The following is a 17,939-nucleotide window of genomic DNA, read 5'->3' on the forward strand; positions in this document are numbered from 1 at the left end:
CCTCGATGGGGCACTCAGTTGAGGCGATCGAGATAGCGGCAGGTCCGGATCGTTTCGCGGTCCGAGCCGTACTCGAAGATGGCGCGCCGGTCGTTCGGGCCATCGCGGCGTTCGGCCACGCGCCTCGAAAGTACCTGGGCGCGCTGCACATCGGCATCGCGCCCGGCCGCAACGTCGTCGCGACTGAAGAAGGTGACGAGGCAGACCAGGTCGCCGCGGTCCATCGGACGGCCCATCATGAAGCGATCGCCGAAACCGAAGAAGCCGCGGCCGAAACCGAAGCCGAATTGCATGCCGACCTCGTCGGCCCGGCCGATCAGTATGGGATAATCGCCGTCGTCATTGCCGGCAGCGGGACCTTCGGCGATGGCCGTGCGGCCGCCCGGCCGGTTGTAATAGTCGGCGGCGTTGCCGTTATCGGCGAGGAGCCTGGCCGAGACCCAGCCATCCGGCCCCGAATGGCTGATCATGCACCAGCCGTTGGTGGCGCACTCGGTCACGGTGACGTTCTCGCCAGAGGCGAGCGTGTCGACGACCTGATAGCCGGCGCCGGGGCCCGACCGGACATTGGCTCCGCCGATCGCTTCCGCCGCGATGGCGCTGGTCGAAAAAAGGCCGGCGAAGAGGGCCAAGCCGAAAAGCGGATGAAGTTTCATGGCGAGATGCGTCCTCCTTGACGAGGTGTTTTGCCGCGCGGAGTCAACTTCCAGCTGAGCCGGCGGTTCCCGAGCCGCGCAGCGTCATGCGCTTGCGTCGCCGCCGGCCAAAGCGCCTGCGCAGCGCTTTCGCGGGTGCCGTGACAACGACGGGAAATCGAGGGAATGCGCGGATGATCTTCGCCCCTCACCTGCCCATCGGCGGGCTGCCCCGGGCCCTCTTGATCCACCTCGGCGGATACCTAGATTGGAGGAAATTCAGCAGCAGTTGGAGACGCGAATGGCAGTTTTTGCCGTGAACATCCTCGGCCGCAGCGATGAGCCCACCGGCCGGGCCGAAGTCATGGTGGCGCAGGACGAGCAGACGCTTCGCCGGGAGTTCAGTGCCTTTCTCACCGCCGCCTCGGAAGTGATCATCACCACCGATCCGCGCCGCGTCGAGGCGCAACTGGTGGCCAATGGCTGGGCGCCGCCCGATATCACCGAAGGCAGCCGGTCGCGGCTCTATCGCTGCACTGCGCTGCCCGATTGGAACGCGCCGGAGAACCTCGCTATGCCGGCCGGCTAACGCCCCTCAGGGGATGCGCGACACCTGCTCCAGCTGGTCGACCAGCCGCTCGAACGCGGTGGCGACATCGGTCAACCGGTCATGCGGCGGTTCACCCTTGATGGTGTTGAGATAGTCGCTCTGGCGATGCCGGATCTCGGCCAGCAGCGCGCCACCCTCGAGCCGCACCAGGGTGCGCTCCTCCTCGGTGGTGTAGGGTGAACTGGCGCGCGCCTTGAGATGGGCCGCCTTGACGTTCCACGTCCCCAGGTTCGCGACAAACGGCCTTACGGCCTTGTTGGCGCGCTGCCGGCCGACGAAGCCTTCACTGCTGCGCCGGGGGGCCGATTGAGTGCTCTGCATGGACCTTCTCCCGTGTTGCCCACCGTCAAAGCGGCGGTTTGCGCTGAAACACGCGTCGGGCATGGTGGGTTGCAGGGGGGAGGGGCAAAAGCTGGCAGCAGCGCGGGGCGCGGTGCACGGGACTGCACCGCATGAAGCAGAGGACCATCGCCGCTTCTTCAGACGCGGTGTTATCCCACGTCTAGCGCCGAACCCGGCCTTCGCCGAACAGCGGGATGACGTTGCCGATACGCTCGGCCGACACCGGCCGGGGCTCAAAGGCGCGGACCATGGTCACGGCCTGGTGCTGCACGGCGGCGATCCGCTCGACCTCGACCAGCCCGTCGATGCAGTTGAGCAGCTGTTGCGGCGTTACCGGCTTTTCCAGCACCGCGTCGATCCCCGCTGCAAGCAGCGGCTTGTGGAACGCCACGGCGGCGCGGGTCAGCGCCACGATCTCGAAGGCGCTGCTGGCCAGCTTCAGATGGCTGCGCAGGCCCCGCGCGATATCGATGGCCGGCGCACCGGGGAGGTCGGTATCGAGCACCACCACGTCGACCGGCGAGATGCGGAGGAACGTCGTCAGCATCTCGACGCTCGAAAAGCTGGCCACGCGATAGCCGCCATCCTGTTCCAGCGCACGGCTGAGGATGGCCGCGAACGCCGGGTTCGCCGCCAAAATCGCTACCGCTTTGCTGTGGGACGTCGTCACCTGTCCGGCTCCGGGCTTGGGTTAATGCTTCCCTAACACAGGGCAGGGTGGCGTCGAGGCCCGAACTGGCGGTATCCTTAACCGCGGTCGCCGTGCCACTCCGTTAACCGCAGCTTAACCAACTCCTTGGGGCGAAGCCGGCGACCTGCTAAACGAGAGGCATGGCGGCGGGCCGAACAAAGCCCAGCAATGCCAGCAATTTGAGGCAATTTGCTGTGGTGCAGGGCGAGCTTGGATACCAGGGTGTAGAGCGGCGCAAAGCGCGCCGTGTGGTGGCGAACCAGGCGGCTTTGTGTACGGCCTTCGGGCTGGGCGAAGGCGCTCTCGCCGCCATGGTGATGCTGCTGCCGGCGCTGCTCTATCACGGGTTCGTCCTCCACGTGGCGGCGATCGATATCCCGTTCGGACTCTATGGCATCTACTCGGCGGTGGTGGGCGTGCTCTATGGCGCCTTTTCGGCCATCTCGGCCAACCAGTTTCTCGACCGCGCCCAGCCGCCGCATACCACGCTGGTGCAGAGCGTCCTCAGCTGGACCGGGGCTTTCGCCATCGCGCTGTTCGGCGCCTTCTTCATCGGCGTCGCCGACGATCTGTCGCGCGTCTCGCTGATTGCGGCGTTCGTCCTCGGCGTGCCGGCATTGCTGCTCGCCCGCACCATCGCCTATGCCGCGGTCACCACGCGCATCAAGGCAGGGCGGCTGCAGTTCCAGAAGGTGGCGGTGGTGGGCAGCCGCAGCGATACCGTGCGCTTTCTCGTCAACGGGAACCTGTGGAAGACCGGCTACCGGCTCGCCGGCACGCTCTATCTCGAGGATACGGTCAATGCCGAGGGCGCCTACCAGCTGAGTGCTGTCGTCGATTTCGCCCAGCACTGGGTGTCGCATGGCGCCGAGTTCATCGTTTTCGTCGGCGAGATCGGTGATATCGACGGGCTGGAGAGGCTGACCAATGAGCTGAAGCGCTTCGCCATCAACGTCGTCTCGGTGCCGGCCACCGACAATATCAGCTTCAAGTTCCTCGACGTGGTGCCGCTCGGCCCCAACAATGCACTGCGCTCGCTGCGCAAACCGATGAGCGATGGCGCGGTGCTGATGAAGCGCCTGTTCGATATCGCCGGCGCCGGCTTCGGGCTGTTGTTCCTCAGCCCGCTGCTTGCGGTGATCGCGCTGCTGATCAAGCTCGACAGCCCCGGCCCGGTGTTCTTCCGGCAGGAGCGCCGCGGCTTTAACGGCCGCACCTTCCACATCTGGAAGTTCCGCTCGATGACCGTCACCGAATCCGGCCGCAAGATGACGCAGGCCAAGGTCGGCGACAAACGCATCACCAAGATCGGCGCCTTCATCCGCCGCACCTCGATCGACGAGCTGCCGCAGCTGATCAACGTATTGAGCGGCGAGATGAGCCTCGTCGGGCCGCGCCCGCATGCGCTCGTCCACGATGACGAGCTCGGCGAGCAACTCGCCAGCTACGCCCATCGTCAGCGCATCAAGCCCGGCATCACCGGCTGGGCCCAGGTCAACGGCTTTCGCGGCGAGACCACGACGTTCGAGCAGATCGAAGGCCGCACCCGGCACGATCTTTACTACATCGACAACTGGTCGATTTTCCTTGATTGCTGGATCATCGTCTTGACGGTTTTCTCGTCCAAGACCCGGCGCAACGCCGTCTGATCCGGAGCCCCGCCTGCCCATGCGCCTGATACCCGTGCTCGCCTGGTTGCTGCTCGCCGCCGTGGCCTTCGTCACCCTGGCGCCGATCGGGCTCAGGCCCAATAGCGGCTTTTCGCCCAGCATCGAGCGCTTCGCCGCTTTCGCCGCGGTGGGCCTCCTCTTCGCGCTCGCCTATCCGCGCCAGCTGTGGCTGATCATCGTCCTCGTGCTGGGCGCCGCCATCGCGCTCGAAGCCCTGCAACTGGTGTCGGCCTCGCGACACGGGCGGCTGTTCGACCTCGCGGTCAAGCTCGCCGGCGGCGGGCTGGGCATCGCGGCGGGTGTTGCCGCGCGGCGGCTATGGCAGCGGGTGGTGGCGGGACGAACGGCGTAGGCGCAACTGCCGGGGGGCAGGGGGGTGCTTCCGCGCCAGGAGCAGACCTTGGGCAGTCGCTCCCTAGTTGACCTCAAGGGCGACGCTCTCCTTTGGCGATAAACGTGCGCATGCAACGTCTCTGCGCGCGCCGCCGAAGAGACCCAACCGCTGTCTGGCGATGTGACGATCCCAGTATACGCCCCACGCGCCCGACGCCTGGTGGACGGCAGGCCCAACAAAACCCAGTCGCTGGGCCAAGGCGTGCATTCTCGCCGCATGGCAGAGCTGGTCGCTGCACCTATACCCCGCTGGGCGTTCTTCGAACTGCTGCAAGCCACACAGTCCCGGATAGTGCCAGGAGCAACGCGGTGATGATCAGCCCGAAACTCTCCGAGCCCAGCAGGGAGTCGGCGAGCACGCCGATGACGACGGGACCGGCGACAAAACCGAAATCGGCGGCCGTACGCTGGAGACCCATGGCGGCGGGCAGCGCGCCCGGCGCCGTGAGCTCGATCAGGGCGGTCGAGGTGGCCGGCCCGATCAGCCCGCCGAAGACGCCGGCCAGGGTGACACCGAGCCAGAATGTCCATTCCGGCTCTCCCAGGGCGATCAGCGCCAGCGACGCCGCAAAGCCGAAGCTGGCTATTGCGGGCAACAACCGCCAGCCGAACCGATCGACCAGCCAGCCGGAAATCGGCAGGATGGCGACATTGGCGAGCGAGGTCACCGTCACTGCGATGCCGATCCGGTCAAAACCCATGGAAAAGCGGGCGGCTGCGAGGAGTGGAATGAGTTGCCACAACGCCGCCGTGCGCACGAAGCCGGAGACGAACGACACCAGCAGGTTGGCCCGCAATACCGGGCCCGCGGCGGCGAACGACCTGGCCACGTGCTCCTCGGCGCGCGCCGCAGGTGCCGACGCGTCCCGGCGGACCGTCACCGAGACGAGCATGGCCAGCGCCGACACCGCCGCATAGGCCCAAAACGGCGCCGAAAGGCCGAAGCCCTGCGCGATGAAGCCGCCTGCCGCCGGTCCAAGGCCTGCGCCGACAAAGATGGCTGCCTGGTAGAGCGCCATGAACCGACCGCGGGACCCGGCGCGCGATTGGCGGGCGACGACGACGCCCATGGCGGTGAGGAAGATGCCTGACCCCAAGCCCTGGACCAGCCGGCAGAACAGCAGGAAGTACAGATCGGCGGCAATGGCGGCGCCGATTGCACCCAGCAGCAGCAGGCCATTGCCGAAACCCATGAGCAGGCCCGGCCCGACCCGATCATAGATGAGGCCGGTGGGATAGTTCGCGGCAAGCCGCGCGACGCCGAAGATGGTGATCAGCATGCCGACCAGCGTGGCCGACGACGAGAACGTCTCGCCATAGATCGGCAAGACCGGGACGATCAGCCCGTTGCCGGCCATGACGAAGGCGACCAGCACCAACAAAACCCAGATTCTGGCAGACATCAGCCAACCCTGTACGGGCGGGGCCGCAGGCGGCGCCCGCACCGGAATGGACTCGTGGCGGATCAGGCGGCGGCGGCCGTCGCCAATTCGCCGGTGGTGATCCATTTGACGCCGGCCTGCTCGAGCTTGGCGTTGTTGGCTTCGACATCCCGGTCGCCGGCGCTGGCATCGGCAAGAATGTAGGTCTCGAATCCGTCCCTGGCCGAGCCGAGCGCCGATTGCATTACGCAACCATATCGCGCGAGGCCGGCGCAGAACACGCGCTCGAAGCCGCGAGCCTTGAGATACGCGCCCAGCCCGGTCGCAGTGCCGTCGTTCTCGTAGAACGCGCCGAAGGAATCGATCTCGGACCGGTAGCCCTTGCGGAAGATCATTTCGGCCTTGGTGAGCTCGAGGCCGGGAGCGAGCGCGGCACCCTCGGTGCCCTGCACGCAGTGATCGTGGAATACGCCCTGCTCGCCATAGGCCACCGGTACCCGGTCCATGTGCTTGGTACCCGGATGGTTGGAAGAGAACGACACGTGGTCGGCCGGATGCCAATCGGTCACCACCACCAGATGCGCGAATTTCCCGGCTGCCTCATTGATGGGCGTGATGATCTTTTGGGCATCGGGGATGGCCATGCTGCCGCTTACGAAGTCAACTTGGACATCAATGACAATGAAAACGTCCTTGGAGGTTACCTGCATCGGATGGGTCCCTTTTCCCTGCAAAGCGAGCTAAAAATGCGCGGTCAGAGCAGCCTGCCGTCAACCCCGGCATCAATGGCATGGAAATTGCGTGTATTCAATCGGATTTGAATGACATTCAAAAAGGAGCCGATGAATGCGTGCAGTTTTATCCGCAATCACAGCCGGTGCCCTGGTGCTGCTGATGGCCGTCGGGCCGGCACAGGCACAGGGCACGCTGCGGGTCGCGATCACCGCCAGCGACGTGCCCACCACGACCGGTGTGCCGACCCAGGGTCTCGAGGCCTGGAGCTATGCAGGCTACCCAATCTTCGAACCGCTGGTCATGTGGGATTTGCGCGTAACAGATACGCCCCCACCGGTGATCCCATGGTTAGCGACGGAGTGGAGCGTCGACCCGCAGGACCACACACGCTGGGTGTTCAAGCTCCGTGACGGCGTCAGCTTCCATGACGGCAGTCCGTTCAATGCCGACGCGGTCGTCTGGAACCTCGACCGCTTCTACAAGGAGGACGCCCCGCAGTTCGAGGCCTCGACCTCGGCCTCGACCAAGGGCCGCATCCCGGTCCTCAAGTCTTATGAGAAGATCGATGACGCGACCGTGGCGATCTACACCACCGTCCCGGTGACCTATTTCCCCGAGGTGATGACTTCGATCCTGTTCGCCAGCCCGACGCGCTGGCAGGAACTCGGCAGCTGGGAGGCCTTCGCCGCCCGCCCGGCCGGCACCGGCGCCTTCACCCTCGCCGCGGTGGACCGGACTTCGCTTACCCTGGCCAGGAACCCCGGCTATTGGAACACCGAGCGCGCTGCCAAGCTCGACAGCGTCGTCGTCTATCCAATGGCGGAAGCGACGACCCGTCTTGCCGCACTTCGGTCTGGCCAGGTCGACTGGATCAACGTGCCGCCGCCCGACGGCATTCCGAGCCTGCGTGATGCGGACTTCACCGTCGCCACTTCGCCCATGCCGCATGTGTGGCCCTATTGGCTGCAGACCGCGGAAGGCAGCGTGTTCCATGATGTCAGGGTGCGCCAGGCGTTCAACTACGCGCTCGACCGCGAGGGCCTCGTCACCCTGCTGAACGGCGCGGCCGAACCGGCCAAGGGCTTCTGGAAGCCAAGCGACCCGCGCTTCGGCACGCCCAAGAACGACTATACCTATGATCCCGCCAAGGCCCGCGCGCTGCTGAGCGAGGCCGGCTACGGCCCAGAGGAGATGGTGCCGGTCAAGATCCTGATCTCGACTTCGGGTTCGGGCCAGATGGTGCCGCTGCCGATGAACGAGTTGCTGCAGCAGAGCGCCCGGGCGGCCGGGTTCGAGCTGGAATTCTCGGTGGTCGACTGGGGCCAGATGAGTGCCATCCGCGCCAACCCCAATTCACCGGAAATGCAGGGCGTAGTGGCCGTCAATTCCAGCTTCACCACGGCCGATCTGACCTGGTTCTTCTACTCGTTCTATCCGCCCAACTGGCCGAACTTCAATGACCCGGAGACCGCGGCCATGATGGACGAGTACCGCAGCAATTTCGATCTCACGGCGGACCAGCGCGTGACCCTTATGGCCAAGATTCACGCCAACCTGGTCGACCTCGCGCCCTGGGCCTGGATTGTCCACGACGTCAATCCCAAGGCCTTCGCTCCGGCGGTCAAGGGCTACACCCCGGCCCAGGCCTGGTACACCGACCTGACCACCGTCTACATGGAGCCGTGATCCCCGGGCGCCGCCCCGCATCCCGGGGCGGCGCATCTCCTTCTCGCTCTGGAGAGCCCCGATGCTTCAATTCGTCCTCCGCCGCATCCTGCAGGTCATTCCCATTCTGCTGGGCGTGACCATCGTAACCTTTGCGCTGGTGCAGATCATGCCCGGCTCCATCGCCGACATGCTGGTGCCGCCCAGCGCGCCGCAAAGCCTCAAAGACGAGATCAACCGCATCTACGGGCTCGATCGTTCGCTGTTCGAGCAGTACTTCCTCTGGCTCGGCCAGTTGCTGAGCGGCAATCTCGGCGTGTCGCTGGTGTCGAGCCGCCCTGTGGCGGGCGAGATTTTCGCCGCCATGCTCAACACGCTGCAGATCACCCTGATGAGCGCGGTGATCGGCTTTTCGCTCGGCATCCTCTTTGGCGCGCTCGCCGCCCTCAACGCCGGCAAATGGCCAGACCGCCTGTTCACCTTCGTGTCCATCGCCGGCGTGTCGGTGCCGCACTACTGGCTCGCCATTCTCCTGGTCACCATCTTCTCGGTGCAGTTCAACGTCCTGCCGGCCCAGGGCATGGGACCGCCCGGCTTCCCCCTCAGTTGGGAGCAGTGGCGGCCGATGATCATGCCGATCTTCACCCTCTCGCTTATCCCGATGGGCGTGGTCGGACGCCTGGTGCGAGCCTCGGTACTCGAAGTGCTGAGCCAGGAATTCGTGCAGGCACTCGGCGCCAAGGGGCTGCGGAACCGCGAGATCCGGCGGCACATCGCGAAGAATGCTGCACCGGCGGTGCTGGCCGTCATGGGCCTGCAGTTCGGCTACCTGCTCGGCGGTTCGATCCTCGTCGAAACCGTCTTCAACTGGCCCGGGACGGGAAAGCTGCTGAACCAGGCGATCTTCACCAACGACATGCCGATCATCCAGGCCACGGTGCTGGTGCTGTCGATCATGTTCGTGCTCGTCAACCTCATGGTCGACGTTGCCCAGGCCGCTATCGATCCGAGGATGCGCCGATGAACGAGATGAGCCCCGTGCAGGTCGAGCAGGTCATCGCCACGCCGCGGCCAGCCCGCCGGATGTGGAACCGGCTGCGGCGCGACAAGGTCAGTCTCGGTGCGATGGTCGTGCTCGGCCTCATCGTGCTGATGGCGATCTTCGCGCCGTGGATTTCCGCCGATCCCTATGCCGGCAGCGCCATCGCGCGCCTCAAGCCCATCGGCACGCCCGGCCACTGGCTGGGCACCGACGAAATCGGGCGCGACATGTGGGCCCGTCTCGCCCACGGCGCCCGGCTCTCGCTGCTCTCGGGCACGCTGCCGGTTGCGGTGGCGCTGTTGATCGGTGGGGGCCTGGGGGTGATCGCCGGCTATGCCGGCGGCCTGGTCAACACGCTGATCATGCGCACTATGGATGTGTTCTACGCCTTCCCGGCGGTGCTGCTTGCCATCGCGGTTTGCGCCGTGATCGGCACCGGCATCGCATCGACGCTGATCGCCCTGACCGTCGTGTTCATCCCTTCGCTGGTCCGGGTCACCGAGACGGTCACCACGCGGATCCGCAACATGGACTATGTCGAGGCGGCGCGGGCCAGCGGCGTGGCGGATTTCCGCATCATCATCCACCAGGTGCTGCCCAACATCGTTGGCACCATCCTCGTTTACGCCGCGGGGCTGGCCTCGCTCTCGATCATCCTGGCGGCCGGGCTCAGCTTCCTCGGCCTCGGTATGCCGCCGCCCAATGCGGAGTGGGGCCAGATGCTCAATTCCCTCCGCCAGTCCATCTACATCCAGCCGTGGCTGTCGGCGCTGCCCGGCGTGATGATCTTCATCACCTCGGTCTCGTTCAACCTCATCAGCGACGGTCTCAGGAGCGCTATCGATGTCAAAGACAATGGCTAAGTCCGCCGTCCCGCAAGCTTCCGCCAAGGATCGCGGTGGCCCGTTGCAGCCGCTGCTGATCGTCGAGGGGTTGACCAAGCACTTCAACATTCGCACCGGCCTTGCCGGCCGGGTCACCGGCAAGGTGCACGCCGTCGACGGCGTCTCCTTTTCGGTCGGCAAGGGAGAAGTGCTCGGCGTCGTCGGCGAGTCCGGATGCGGCAAGTCGACGACGGCACGGCTGCTGATGCACCTGATCCCGTCGGACCACGGCAACCTGGTGTTCGACGGCGATGCGATCGGTGGGGCAGGCATGAGCGTAGCGCAGCTGCGCCGCAACATGCAGATGGTGTTCCAGGACAGCCACGCCTCGCTCAATCCGCGCATGACCATTGCCGACTGCATCGGCTTTGCCCCCCGCATGCATGGCATGAAGGACGCCGAGGTCACGGCCAAGGTCAACGAGTTGCTCGACCTGGTCGGGCTCGAGGCCAGGCTGTTCGCCAACCGCTATCCGCATGAACTCTCGGGCGGCCAGCGGCAGCGGGTCAATATCGCCCGAGCCCTGGCGCTCGAGCCGCGGCTGCTTATTCTCGATGAGTCGGTGTCGGCGCTCGACAAATCAGTCGAGGCGCAGATTCTCAACCTGCTCCAATCGCTCAAGGAGCGGCTCAACCTCACCTACATCTTCATCTCGCACGACCTCAACGTTATCGAGTTCGTGTCCGACCGCATCATGGTGATGTATCTGGGCCAGGTGGTGGAAAGCGGCCCCGTGGCTGAGGTCTATGGCGCCCCGCGCCACCCCTATACCCGGGCGTTGCTGTCGTCCAAGCCCAGCCTCGATCCCCGTCGGCGTACACTGCAGCCGCCGATCACCGGCGATCCGCCTAATCCGATCAATCCGCCGTCCGGCTGTCGCTTCCGCACGCGCTGCAGCTTCGCCGAGGATGTCTGCGCCGCCGGCCAGCCGCCGCTCAGCGCTACCGCCACGGGAGCGCCGGACCACGTAGCCGCGTGCCTCATGTATCAACCGGGTTCAGGCCATTCGAGGACGCTGCCATGATCGATCGTTCGACGTCTTCGCTGGTCGAGGTCGAAGATCTCACCGTCACCTTCCAGCGCGATGGCCACGCCATCCGCGCCGTCAACGGCATCAGCTTCTCGCTGAAGCGCGGCGAGGTGCTGACCGTCATCGGCGAAAGCGGCTCTGGCAAGTCGGTGATGCTGCGCACCGTGCTCGGGCTGATCCCCGGCTATGCCACGATCGGCGGCAAGGTGATGGTCAAGGGTATCGATATCGCAAGCCTCGATGCCGGGCAGCGCTCGACCATGCGCGGACGCGATGTGTCGCTGATCTTTCAGGAGCCGGCGACGGCGTTCGACCCGGTCTACACGATCGGCGAACAGATCGCCGAGACCATCGTGCGGCACGAGGGGGTCTCGCAACTCACGGCCCTGGCTCGCGCCAGGGACCTGCTCGATCTCGTCGCCATCCCCTCCGCCGAGCGGCGGCTCAGGAACTTTCCGCATGAAATGAGCGGCGGTATGCGCCAGCGCGCCATGATCGCCCTGGCGCTGGCCTGCAACCCCAGTGTGCTATTGGCCGACGAGCCGACCACGGCGCTCGATGCTACCGTGCAGATTCAGTTGCTGGTGCTGCTGCGCAAGCTGCAGCGCGAGCTGGACATGGCCCTCATCTTCGTGACGCACGATATGGGCGTCGCCGCCGAAATCTCCGATCGCGTTGCCGTCATGTATGCCGGCCGCTTCATCGAGACCGGGACGGTGGAGGATGTACTGCTCGATCCCCGCCACCCCTATACCAGCGGTCTCTTGAGTTCGACCGTTCATGCCGGTATGCGAGGACGGACGCTGCAGACCATTGTCGGCAGCCCGCCGGACTTGCGACGCCTGCCGAAAGGTTGTTCCTTCGCACCGCGTTGTAGCAGGGCAGTCGATGCGTGTGGTGAACAGGTTCCGGCATCCCGCTCGCTGAGCGGCAGTCACAGTGCGGCTTGCCTTCGCCTGGAGGAACTGGCGACAGCCTGACCGATCGGAGGGGATGACGATGGAAAGCGAGATGCTGTCGATACCCGATAGCGCCAGGGCTGCCGTACAGGAAGAGACGGAAAAGACCTTCGCCATGATCGGGCTGCAGATCCGCCGGATGCGGCAACGCCGGCGCATGACCATCCAGCAGCTGGCCGATGCCTCGGGCATGAGCGCCTCGATGCTGAGCCTGGTCGAACGTGGCCTGACCTCGCCCTCGCTGCTCTCGCTCACCGCCATAGGCCGCAACCTCGGTATCACTCTGGCCGAGATGATGTCGGGGCAGTCGAGCGAGGCCGACGAAGCTGTCACCCGCGTCGAAGACATGCCGCTGCTCAGGACGCCCGATGGCATCCTGCGCCGAGTGTTGCGGCAGGATCGACGGCGCGGGGTCACCATCACCTATAACGAGTACGGCCCCGATATCGGCAACTCGCCAGTGGGCATCACCCATACCGGGTTCGAATACGGCCTTGTGGTCGAGGGTGAGCTGACCATCGAGATCGACGGCGTGCAGACGATCCTGCACGGCGGGGACGTGGTGAGCCTCAAATCCAGCCGCCTCCACAAGATCTGGAACTACGGCACCCGGAAGGCGACGACGATCTGGTTCAACCTGGACAACGCCGAAACCTAGCTATCTGCGGGGCGCACGCCAGGCTGGCGGGCTGGTCCTGGCGCAGCGTCGGCCATCGAGGTCCGCCTGGTTCGGGTTGTGCCACAACGTTCCGGGAGCCTGCAGGCCGAGATAGGAGCTGAGCCCGTATGGCGTCAGGCCCGCAGTGATGATCACTGGCCCTTCCGTGCTCCTCCCGGTCCACTCCCGCCGGGACTGGGCCAATCGATGAACGACTGGCCCCTCCGCAAACTACGCGTTCACGTCTACCACGGTGCGTCCCTGAACCTTTCCCTCCGCCATGCGCTGGACGACGTCCGGAACACCGGAAAGCCCAACAACGCTGGTGGTTCTCGCCAGCTTTTCGAGGTCGAGATCACGGGCGAGCCGCGACCAGGCTTCCATCCTGACATGTTGCGGGGCATTCACGGAGTCGATCCCGGCCAGTGTGACGTTGCGCAGGATAAAGGGCAGAACGGTCGTGGGCAGGTCCAAGCCCTGCGCGAGACCACAAGCCGTCACCACCCCGCGATATTTGGTCTGCGCAATCGCATTGGCGAGCGTATGGCTGCCAACGGAATCCACCACTCCGGCCCAGCGCTCCGCCGCTATAGGCGCGCCCGGCTCCGAGAGCGTGGTGCGGTCGATGACTTCGGCGGCCCCAAGTTCCTTGAGATATGAGGCCTCCTCCACGCGGCCGGTGGACGCGATGACCCGGTAGCCCAGGTCGGACAGCAGGGCGATGGCGATCGATCCGACACCACCATTGGCGCCAGTGACGAGGATGTCGCCATTATCCGGAGTGATCCCGCCGTGCTCAAGGGCGAGTACCGAAAGCATGGCCGTGTATCCAGCCGTGCCTATGGCCATGGCGTCCCTGGTTGAAAACGGCTCCGGGATTTTGACCAGCCAATCGCCGCTTAGGCGTGCTTTCTGAGCATAGCCGCCGTGATGAGTCTGGCTGAGACCCCAGCTATTGGCGACGACCTTCTCGCCGACCTCAATGCCGGGATAGCTGGAGGCTTCGACGGTGCCGGCGAGGTCTATGCCGGGAATGAGCGGGAACTGCTTGATGACATTGCCGCGCCCACTGACTGCGGCCAGGTCCTTGTAGTTCACGGTGGAGTAGTCGACGCGGACTGTGACGTCGCCCGGCATCAGGTCGGCGTCCTCCAAGTCGACCAGGTTCACGGACATGTCTTCACCGGTCTTGGTGGCGAGCAGCGCTCTAAACGTCATGAGGCATCCCTTCTTGATTGGGCCTTGCTGGGTGGATGATTCACGGAACCCGCCGCGTGGGATTAGCGGACCTTGACGACGACCTTTCCGGCCGCCCGTCCGCGCTCGACGTAAGCGATCGCATCGTTGGTCTGGGCGAAGGGAAAGACACTATCGAGCACCGGCCGGATGGCGCCGGATTCTATGAGTTCGGTCAGCTTGCCCAATTGTTCGCCGCTCGCCTTCATGAAGAGGAACGAGTAGCGCAGGCCCGCGCGCCTTGCCTGCCTGCGAATGGCGGCGCTGATGAAGCGGAGCACGAGGCTCACGATCGGGCCGAGCTTTTTTTCGCTGGCGAAGGCCGGTGTGGGTGGGCCTGAAACAGAAATCGCGGTCCCGCCGGGCTTCAGGATTCGCAGCGACTTCTCGAGCGTCTTGACGTCCTGGCTGTTGAGCACTGCGTCATAGCCCGACAGCATCTTCTCAAAATCCTGGGTCTTGTAGTCAATGACCACGTCGGCACCGAGACCCTCGACCAGTGCCGCGTTGCTGGCTCCGGTGGTCGTGGCGACGGTTGCCCCGAAATGCTTTGCCAGCTGAATGGCAATGGTGCCCACGCCCCCCGAGCCAGCCTGGATGAAGACCTTCTGCCCCCTCTTGAGGTTTGCCCGTTCGACAAGCGCCTGCCAGGCGGTAAGGGCCACGAGCGGCAGAGAAGCCGCCTCTTCCATGTTGAGGTTCTTCGGTTTCAGCGCGACGTCGGCTTCATCGATGGCGATGTATTCGGCGAGCGTTCCGATGCGGCCGTCGCGCGGCCGCGAGTAGATCTCGTCACCGACCTTGAAGCGCCGAACCTCAGGGCCGACTGCGACGACAACACCAGCGACGTCGTGACCTGCGATAAAGGGCGGGCGATAGGGAACGATCAGCTTGAACTCCCCGTCCCGGATGCGCGGGTCAAGTGGGTTCAGGCCGGCAGCGTGAACTTCCACCAGCACATCCGTGTCGCCGACGTCCGGCTTTGGAACGTCGCCGAGCCGGAACGGAACGCCAGCCTTGTAGTGATCGACTATGAAGGCCTTCATGGGACTTGACTGACGCCTTGTCGGCGCCTAGCTCCTATTGCATTACGGTCACTTAGTTACCGTATGGTCATAATGCAATGGGCTGCCTCCGTGAAGATGGCGTGGTGCGGCCACCCGGAGACGTCATGCGTTACGAAAAGGGACACAAGGAAGCTTCGCGCCAGAGGATCGTCGAGGTGGCCTCGGAGCGTTTCCGACGCGATGGTATCGCAGCATCGGGGCTCGCCGGCATCATGAGCGACGCAGGCCTGACCAACGGCGCGTTCTACCCGCACTTCGCCTCCAAGGTCGCCCTGGTCCGAGAGAGCGTCGGCTCGGCGCTTGATGATCAGCTCGGCTGGGTAAAGAGCCTGCTTGAAGCGGGCGGTCCGGCAGCGGTCATCGATGCCTATCTGTCGGTCGAGCACCGGGATGATCCTGCGACCGGCTGTGCGTCGGCGGCCTTGCTGCCCGAAATTGCCAGGGGGCCCAATGATGCGCGGCAGGTCTACACGGGCTACCTGCGCCGGCTCGTCGAGATGATCGCCGCTGAGCTTCCGGACTCCGTCGATGACCGGGAGGGAAGGTCGTTCGCCGTTCTGGGCATGTTGATCGGCACGCTGGAGATGTCGCGCGCCGCAGATGAAGCGCAACTTTCCGAGCGTATTCTGTTGGCTGGCCGAACCGCTGCCAAGACGCTGCTCGGAATGGAACAGGGTGACTTTTCCGCAAAGTCGGGCAGCCGGTCGCGCCGTTCCTCAGCGCGCAAGTAGAACAGCGTTCTCGCCTTGCGATTTCGTCGACGCCGCACGCGACATTCACCCTAGACGCCGTGCTCAGCAGCAGGATCGCGGAAATAACATGGGCGAGGCTGGCGGTTGGCGGGGGGAGGGCGCCGGCGTAGCCCGCCGGGGGCAGGGTCTGCCTGGTGCCACAAGCAGACCCTCGGAGAATTCGGCGCGCCGATTGCCGACTACCGGTTCTGCCGGTTGTCGATCAGGTCCGTCACCACGTCCGGATCGGCAAGGGTGGTCGTGTCGCCGAGCGCCCCATAATCGTTCTCGGCGATCTTGCGCAGGATGCGGCGCATGATCTTGCCCGAGCGGGTCTTAGGCAGGCCGGGGGCGAACTGGATGAGGTCGGGCGAGGCGATGGCGCCGATCTCCTTGCGCACCCAGTTCCTGAGTTCGGTCCTCAGCGCGTCCGACGCGCTCTCGCCGGCCATCAGGGTGACGTAGCAGTAAATCCCTTGCCCCTTGATCTCGTGCGGATAGCCCACCACCGCCGCTTCGCTGACCTTGGGGTGGGCGACCAACGCGCTCTCCACCTCGGCGGTACCCAGCCGGTGGCCGGAGACGTTGAGCACATCGTCGACGCGGCCGGTGATCCAGTAGTAGCCGTCCTCGTCGCGGCGACAGCCGTCGCCGGTGAAGTAGTAGCCCTTGTAGGTCTCGAAATAGGTGGAAACGAAGCGCTGGTGGTCGCCAAAGATGGTGCGCATCTGCCCCGGCCAGCTGTCCTTGATGCAGAGCACGCCCTCGGCCTCGGTCTGCTCCTGCAACTTGCCTTCGGGCGACAGCACCACCGGCTGCACCCCCGGCAGCGGCCGCGTCGCCGAGCCCGGCTTGACGGGGCTGGCGCCGGGCAGCGGCGAGATCAGGATGCCGCCGGTCTCGGTCTGCCACCAGGTGTCGACCACCTCGCAGCGCTGCTTGCCCACGTGCTTGTGGTACCAGAGCCAGGCCTCGGGGTTGATCGGTTCACCCACCGAGCCGAGCAGCCGCAGCGAGCGCATCTGGTATTTGTCGACCCAGTCGGGGCCGGCCCCCATCAGCGCGCGGATGGCGGTGGGCGCTGTGTAGAAGATGTTGACCTGGTGCTTTTCGATGACCTGCCAGAAGCGCGAGGCGTCGGGGTAACTCGGGATGCCCTCGAACATCACGGTGGTCGCGCCGTTGGCCAGCGGGCCGTACAGGATGTAGCTGTGGCCGGTGACCCAGCCGACATCGGCGGTACACCAGAAGATCTCGCCGGGGCGGTAATCGAACACCTTCTCGTGCGTGTAGGCCGCCCAGGTCAGGTAGCCGCCGGTCGTGTGCAGCACGCCCTTCGGCCTGCCGGTGGAACCCGAGGTGTAGAGGATGAACAGCGGATCCTCGGCGCCCATCGGCTCGGGGTCGCAGAACGGTTCGACGCCCGCCGCGGCCTCGTGCCACCAGATATCGCGCGCCCCCTTCATGGCGACGTCGGCGCCGGTATTGTGCACCACCAGCACCTTTTCGACGCCGGGGGCATTCTTCAGCGCTGCGTCGACGTTCTGCTTGAGCGGGATGGTCTTGCCGCCACGGCGGCCCTCGTCGGCAGTGATCACCACCCGGCTGTCGCAATCGTTGATGCGGCCCGACAGAGAATCCGGCGAGAAGCCGGCGAAGACGACCGAGTGCACGGCGCCGATGCGGGCACAGGCGAGCATCGCGTAGGCCGCCTGCGGGATCATCGGCAGGTAGATGGTGACCCGGTCGCCCTTGCTCACGCCGAGCGACTTCAGGACATTGGCGCAGCGGCAGACGCGCTCGTGCAGCTTGCGGTAGGTGATCTTTTCCTCGGTGCCGGGCGTATCGCCCTCCCAGATGATCGCCACTTCGTCGCCGCGCGTCGCGAGGTGCCGGTCGATGCAGTTGGCCGAGACGTTGAGCATTCCGTCCTCGAACCATTTGATCGACACATCAGGGTATTCGAACGTGGTGTTCTTGATCCTCGTCGGCGCCTTGATCCAGTCGAGCCGCCTGGCCTCGTCCCGCCAGAAGCCATCCGGGTCGTTCACCGAGCGCGCATAGATCTCTTCATACGCCGCGGCCGTGGTGCGCGTCGCCGCGCCGGGGCCGAGGGCCTGATCCTCGTTGGATAGTCTCATCTTCTCCTCCTCCTTCATCACACCGCCGGCTGAGATGGCGCCGGGCCCCTCCAAGGCCCGGCGCCAGC

At 65.2% G+C, this 17,939-nt stretch carries 18 protein-coding genes; 10 read left to right on the plus strand and 8 right to left on the minus strand.

From position 1 onward, the window contains the following. Window positions 1–14: 14 nt before the first annotated feature. Complete coding sequence (locus AC1ROK_RS16100; RefSeq protein ID WP_492848664.1) at window positions 15–656, minus strand: SH3 domain-containing protein; 642 nt, start codon at window positions 654–656, stop codon at window positions 15–17. 280 nt (window positions 657–936) lie between these two features. On the opposite strand from AC1ROK_RS16100, the gene AC1ROK_RS16105 reads away from it, so the two are divergent. Next, the gene (locus AC1ROK_RS16105; RefSeq protein ID WP_492848666.1) at window positions 937–1,224 is read left to right on the plus strand and encodes a hypothetical protein; all 288 of its coding nucleotides are present in this window, start codon (window positions 937–939) and stop codon (window positions 1,222–1,224) included. Between the two features lie 6 nt (window positions 1,225–1,230). Here the strand turns inward: AC1ROK_RS16105 and AC1ROK_RS16110 are convergent, their stop codons facing one another. After that, the gene (locus tag AC1ROK_RS16110; protein WP_492848668.1) at window positions 1,231–1,566 is read right to left on the minus strand and encodes a hypothetical protein; all 336 of its coding nucleotides are present in this window, start codon (window positions 1,564–1,566) and stop codon (window positions 1,231–1,233) included. Window positions 1,567–1,747: 181 nt separating this feature from the next. Continuing rightward, window positions 1,748–2,257, minus strand: a complete 510-nt coding sequence (locus AC1ROK_RS16115) for a response regulator (protein WP_492848670.1) — start codon at window positions 2,255–2,257, stop codon at window positions 1,748–1,750. A gap of 200 nt (window positions 2,258–2,457) precedes the next feature. Here AC1ROK_RS16115 and AC1ROK_RS16120 point away from each other — a divergent pair, with 200 nt between their 5' ends. Continuing rightward, entirely contained in the window at window positions 2,458–3,927 is a 1,470-nt protein-coding gene (locus tag AC1ROK_RS16120) for an exopolysaccharide biosynthesis polyprenyl glycosylphosphotransferase (RefSeq protein ID WP_492848671.1), read from the plus strand. Between the two features lie 19 nt (window positions 3,928–3,946). Next, complete coding sequence (locus tag AC1ROK_RS16125) at window positions 3,947–4,300, plus strand: hypothetical protein (RefSeq protein WP_492848672.1); 354 nt, start codon at window positions 3,947–3,949, stop codon at window positions 4,298–4,300. A gap of 280 nt (window positions 4,301–4,580) precedes the next feature. Here AC1ROK_RS16125 and AC1ROK_RS16130 read toward each other — a convergent pair whose 3' ends face one another. Then, window positions 4,581–5,744 (minus strand): MFS transporter, encoded by a 1,164-nt coding sequence (locus AC1ROK_RS16130; RefSeq protein WP_492848673.1) that lies wholly within the window; start codon window positions 5,742–5,744, stop codon window positions 4,581–4,583. Between the two features lie 62 nt (window positions 5,745–5,806). Beyond that, window positions 5,807–6,433 carry an isochorismatase family protein gene (locus AC1ROK_RS16135; RefSeq protein ID WP_492848675.1) on the minus strand — a complete coding sequence of 209 codons (627 nt, stop codon included), beginning with the start codon at window positions 6,431–6,433 and terminating at the stop codon, window positions 5,807–5,809. Between the two features lie 136 nt (window positions 6,434–6,569). Between AC1ROK_RS16135 and AC1ROK_RS16140 the strand changes: the two genes are divergently transcribed. The 6 genes from AC1ROK_RS16140 to AC1ROK_RS16165 all read left to right on the plus strand — a co-directional run bounded on the left by AC1ROK_RS16140 (window position 6,570) and on the right by AC1ROK_RS16165 (window position 12,696). Further along, window positions 6,570–8,144: an ABC transporter substrate-binding protein gene (locus AC1ROK_RS16140; RefSeq protein ID WP_492848677.1), complete on the plus strand. Its 1,575-nt coding sequence runs from the start codon at window positions 6,570–6,572 to the stop codon at window positions 8,142–8,144. A gap of 61 nt (window positions 8,145–8,205) precedes the next feature. Then, entirely contained in the window at window positions 8,206–9,147 is a 942-nt protein-coding gene (locus AC1ROK_RS16145) for an ABC transporter permease (RefSeq protein WP_492848679.1), read from the plus strand. 5 nt (window positions 9,148–9,152) lie between these two features. After that, complete coding sequence (locus AC1ROK_RS16150; RefSeq protein WP_492849247.1) at window positions 9,153–10,028, plus strand: ABC transporter permease; 876 nt, start codon at window positions 9,153–9,155, stop codon at window positions 10,026–10,028. Beyond that, window positions 10,009–11,073: an ABC transporter ATP-binding protein gene (locus AC1ROK_RS16155; RefSeq protein WP_492848681.1), complete on the plus strand. Its 1,065-nt coding sequence runs from the start codon at window positions 10,009–10,011 to the stop codon at window positions 11,071–11,073. Before AC1ROK_RS16150 ends, AC1ROK_RS16155 begins: the two co-directional genes overlap by 20 nt. Further along, window positions 11,070–12,059: an ABC transporter ATP-binding protein gene (locus AC1ROK_RS16160; RefSeq protein WP_492848683.1), complete on the plus strand. Its 990-nt coding sequence runs from the start codon at window positions 11,070–11,072 to the stop codon at window positions 12,057–12,059. Before AC1ROK_RS16155 ends, AC1ROK_RS16160 begins: the two co-directional genes overlap by 4 nt. A 19-nt stretch (window positions 12,060–12,078) precedes the next feature. Continuing rightward, window positions 12,079–12,696, plus strand: a complete 618-nt coding sequence (locus AC1ROK_RS16165) for a helix-turn-helix domain-containing protein (protein WP_492848685.1) — start codon at window positions 12,079–12,081, stop codon at window positions 12,694–12,696. A gap of 231 nt (window positions 12,697–12,927) precedes the next feature. On the opposite strand, the gene acuI is transcribed toward AC1ROK_RS16165, so the two are convergent. Beyond that, the gene (gene acuI, locus AC1ROK_RS16170; RefSeq protein WP_492848687.1) at window positions 12,928–13,914 is read right to left on the minus strand and encodes an acrylyl-CoA reductase (NADPH); all 987 of its coding nucleotides are present in this window, start codon (window positions 13,912–13,914) and stop codon (window positions 12,928–12,930) included. Window positions 13,915–13,976: 62 nt separating this feature from the next. Beyond that, complete coding sequence (locus tag AC1ROK_RS16175; RefSeq protein ID WP_492848689.1) at window positions 13,977–14,978, minus strand: NADP-dependent oxidoreductase; 1,002 nt, start codon at window positions 14,976–14,978, stop codon at window positions 13,977–13,979. 125 nt (window positions 14,979–15,103) lie between these two features. On the opposite strand from AC1ROK_RS16175, the gene AC1ROK_RS16180 reads away from it, so the two are divergent. Next, the gene (locus AC1ROK_RS16180; protein WP_492848691.1) at window positions 15,104–15,730 is read left to right on the plus strand and encodes a TetR/AcrR family transcriptional regulator; all 627 of its coding nucleotides are present in this window, start codon (window positions 15,104–15,106) and stop codon (window positions 15,728–15,730) included. A gap of 200 nt (window positions 15,731–15,930) precedes the next feature. Here AC1ROK_RS16180 and acs read toward each other — a convergent pair whose 3' ends face one another. Further along, the gene (gene acs / locus AC1ROK_RS16185; protein WP_492848694.1) at window positions 15,931–17,871 is read right to left on the minus strand and encodes an acetate--CoA ligase; all 1,941 of its coding nucleotides are present in this window, start codon (window positions 17,869–17,871) and stop codon (window positions 15,931–15,933) included. Window positions 17,872–17,939: the final 68 nt, after the last annotated feature.

This window comes from Devosia sp. GW821-FHT12F11, assembly GCF_058806655.1.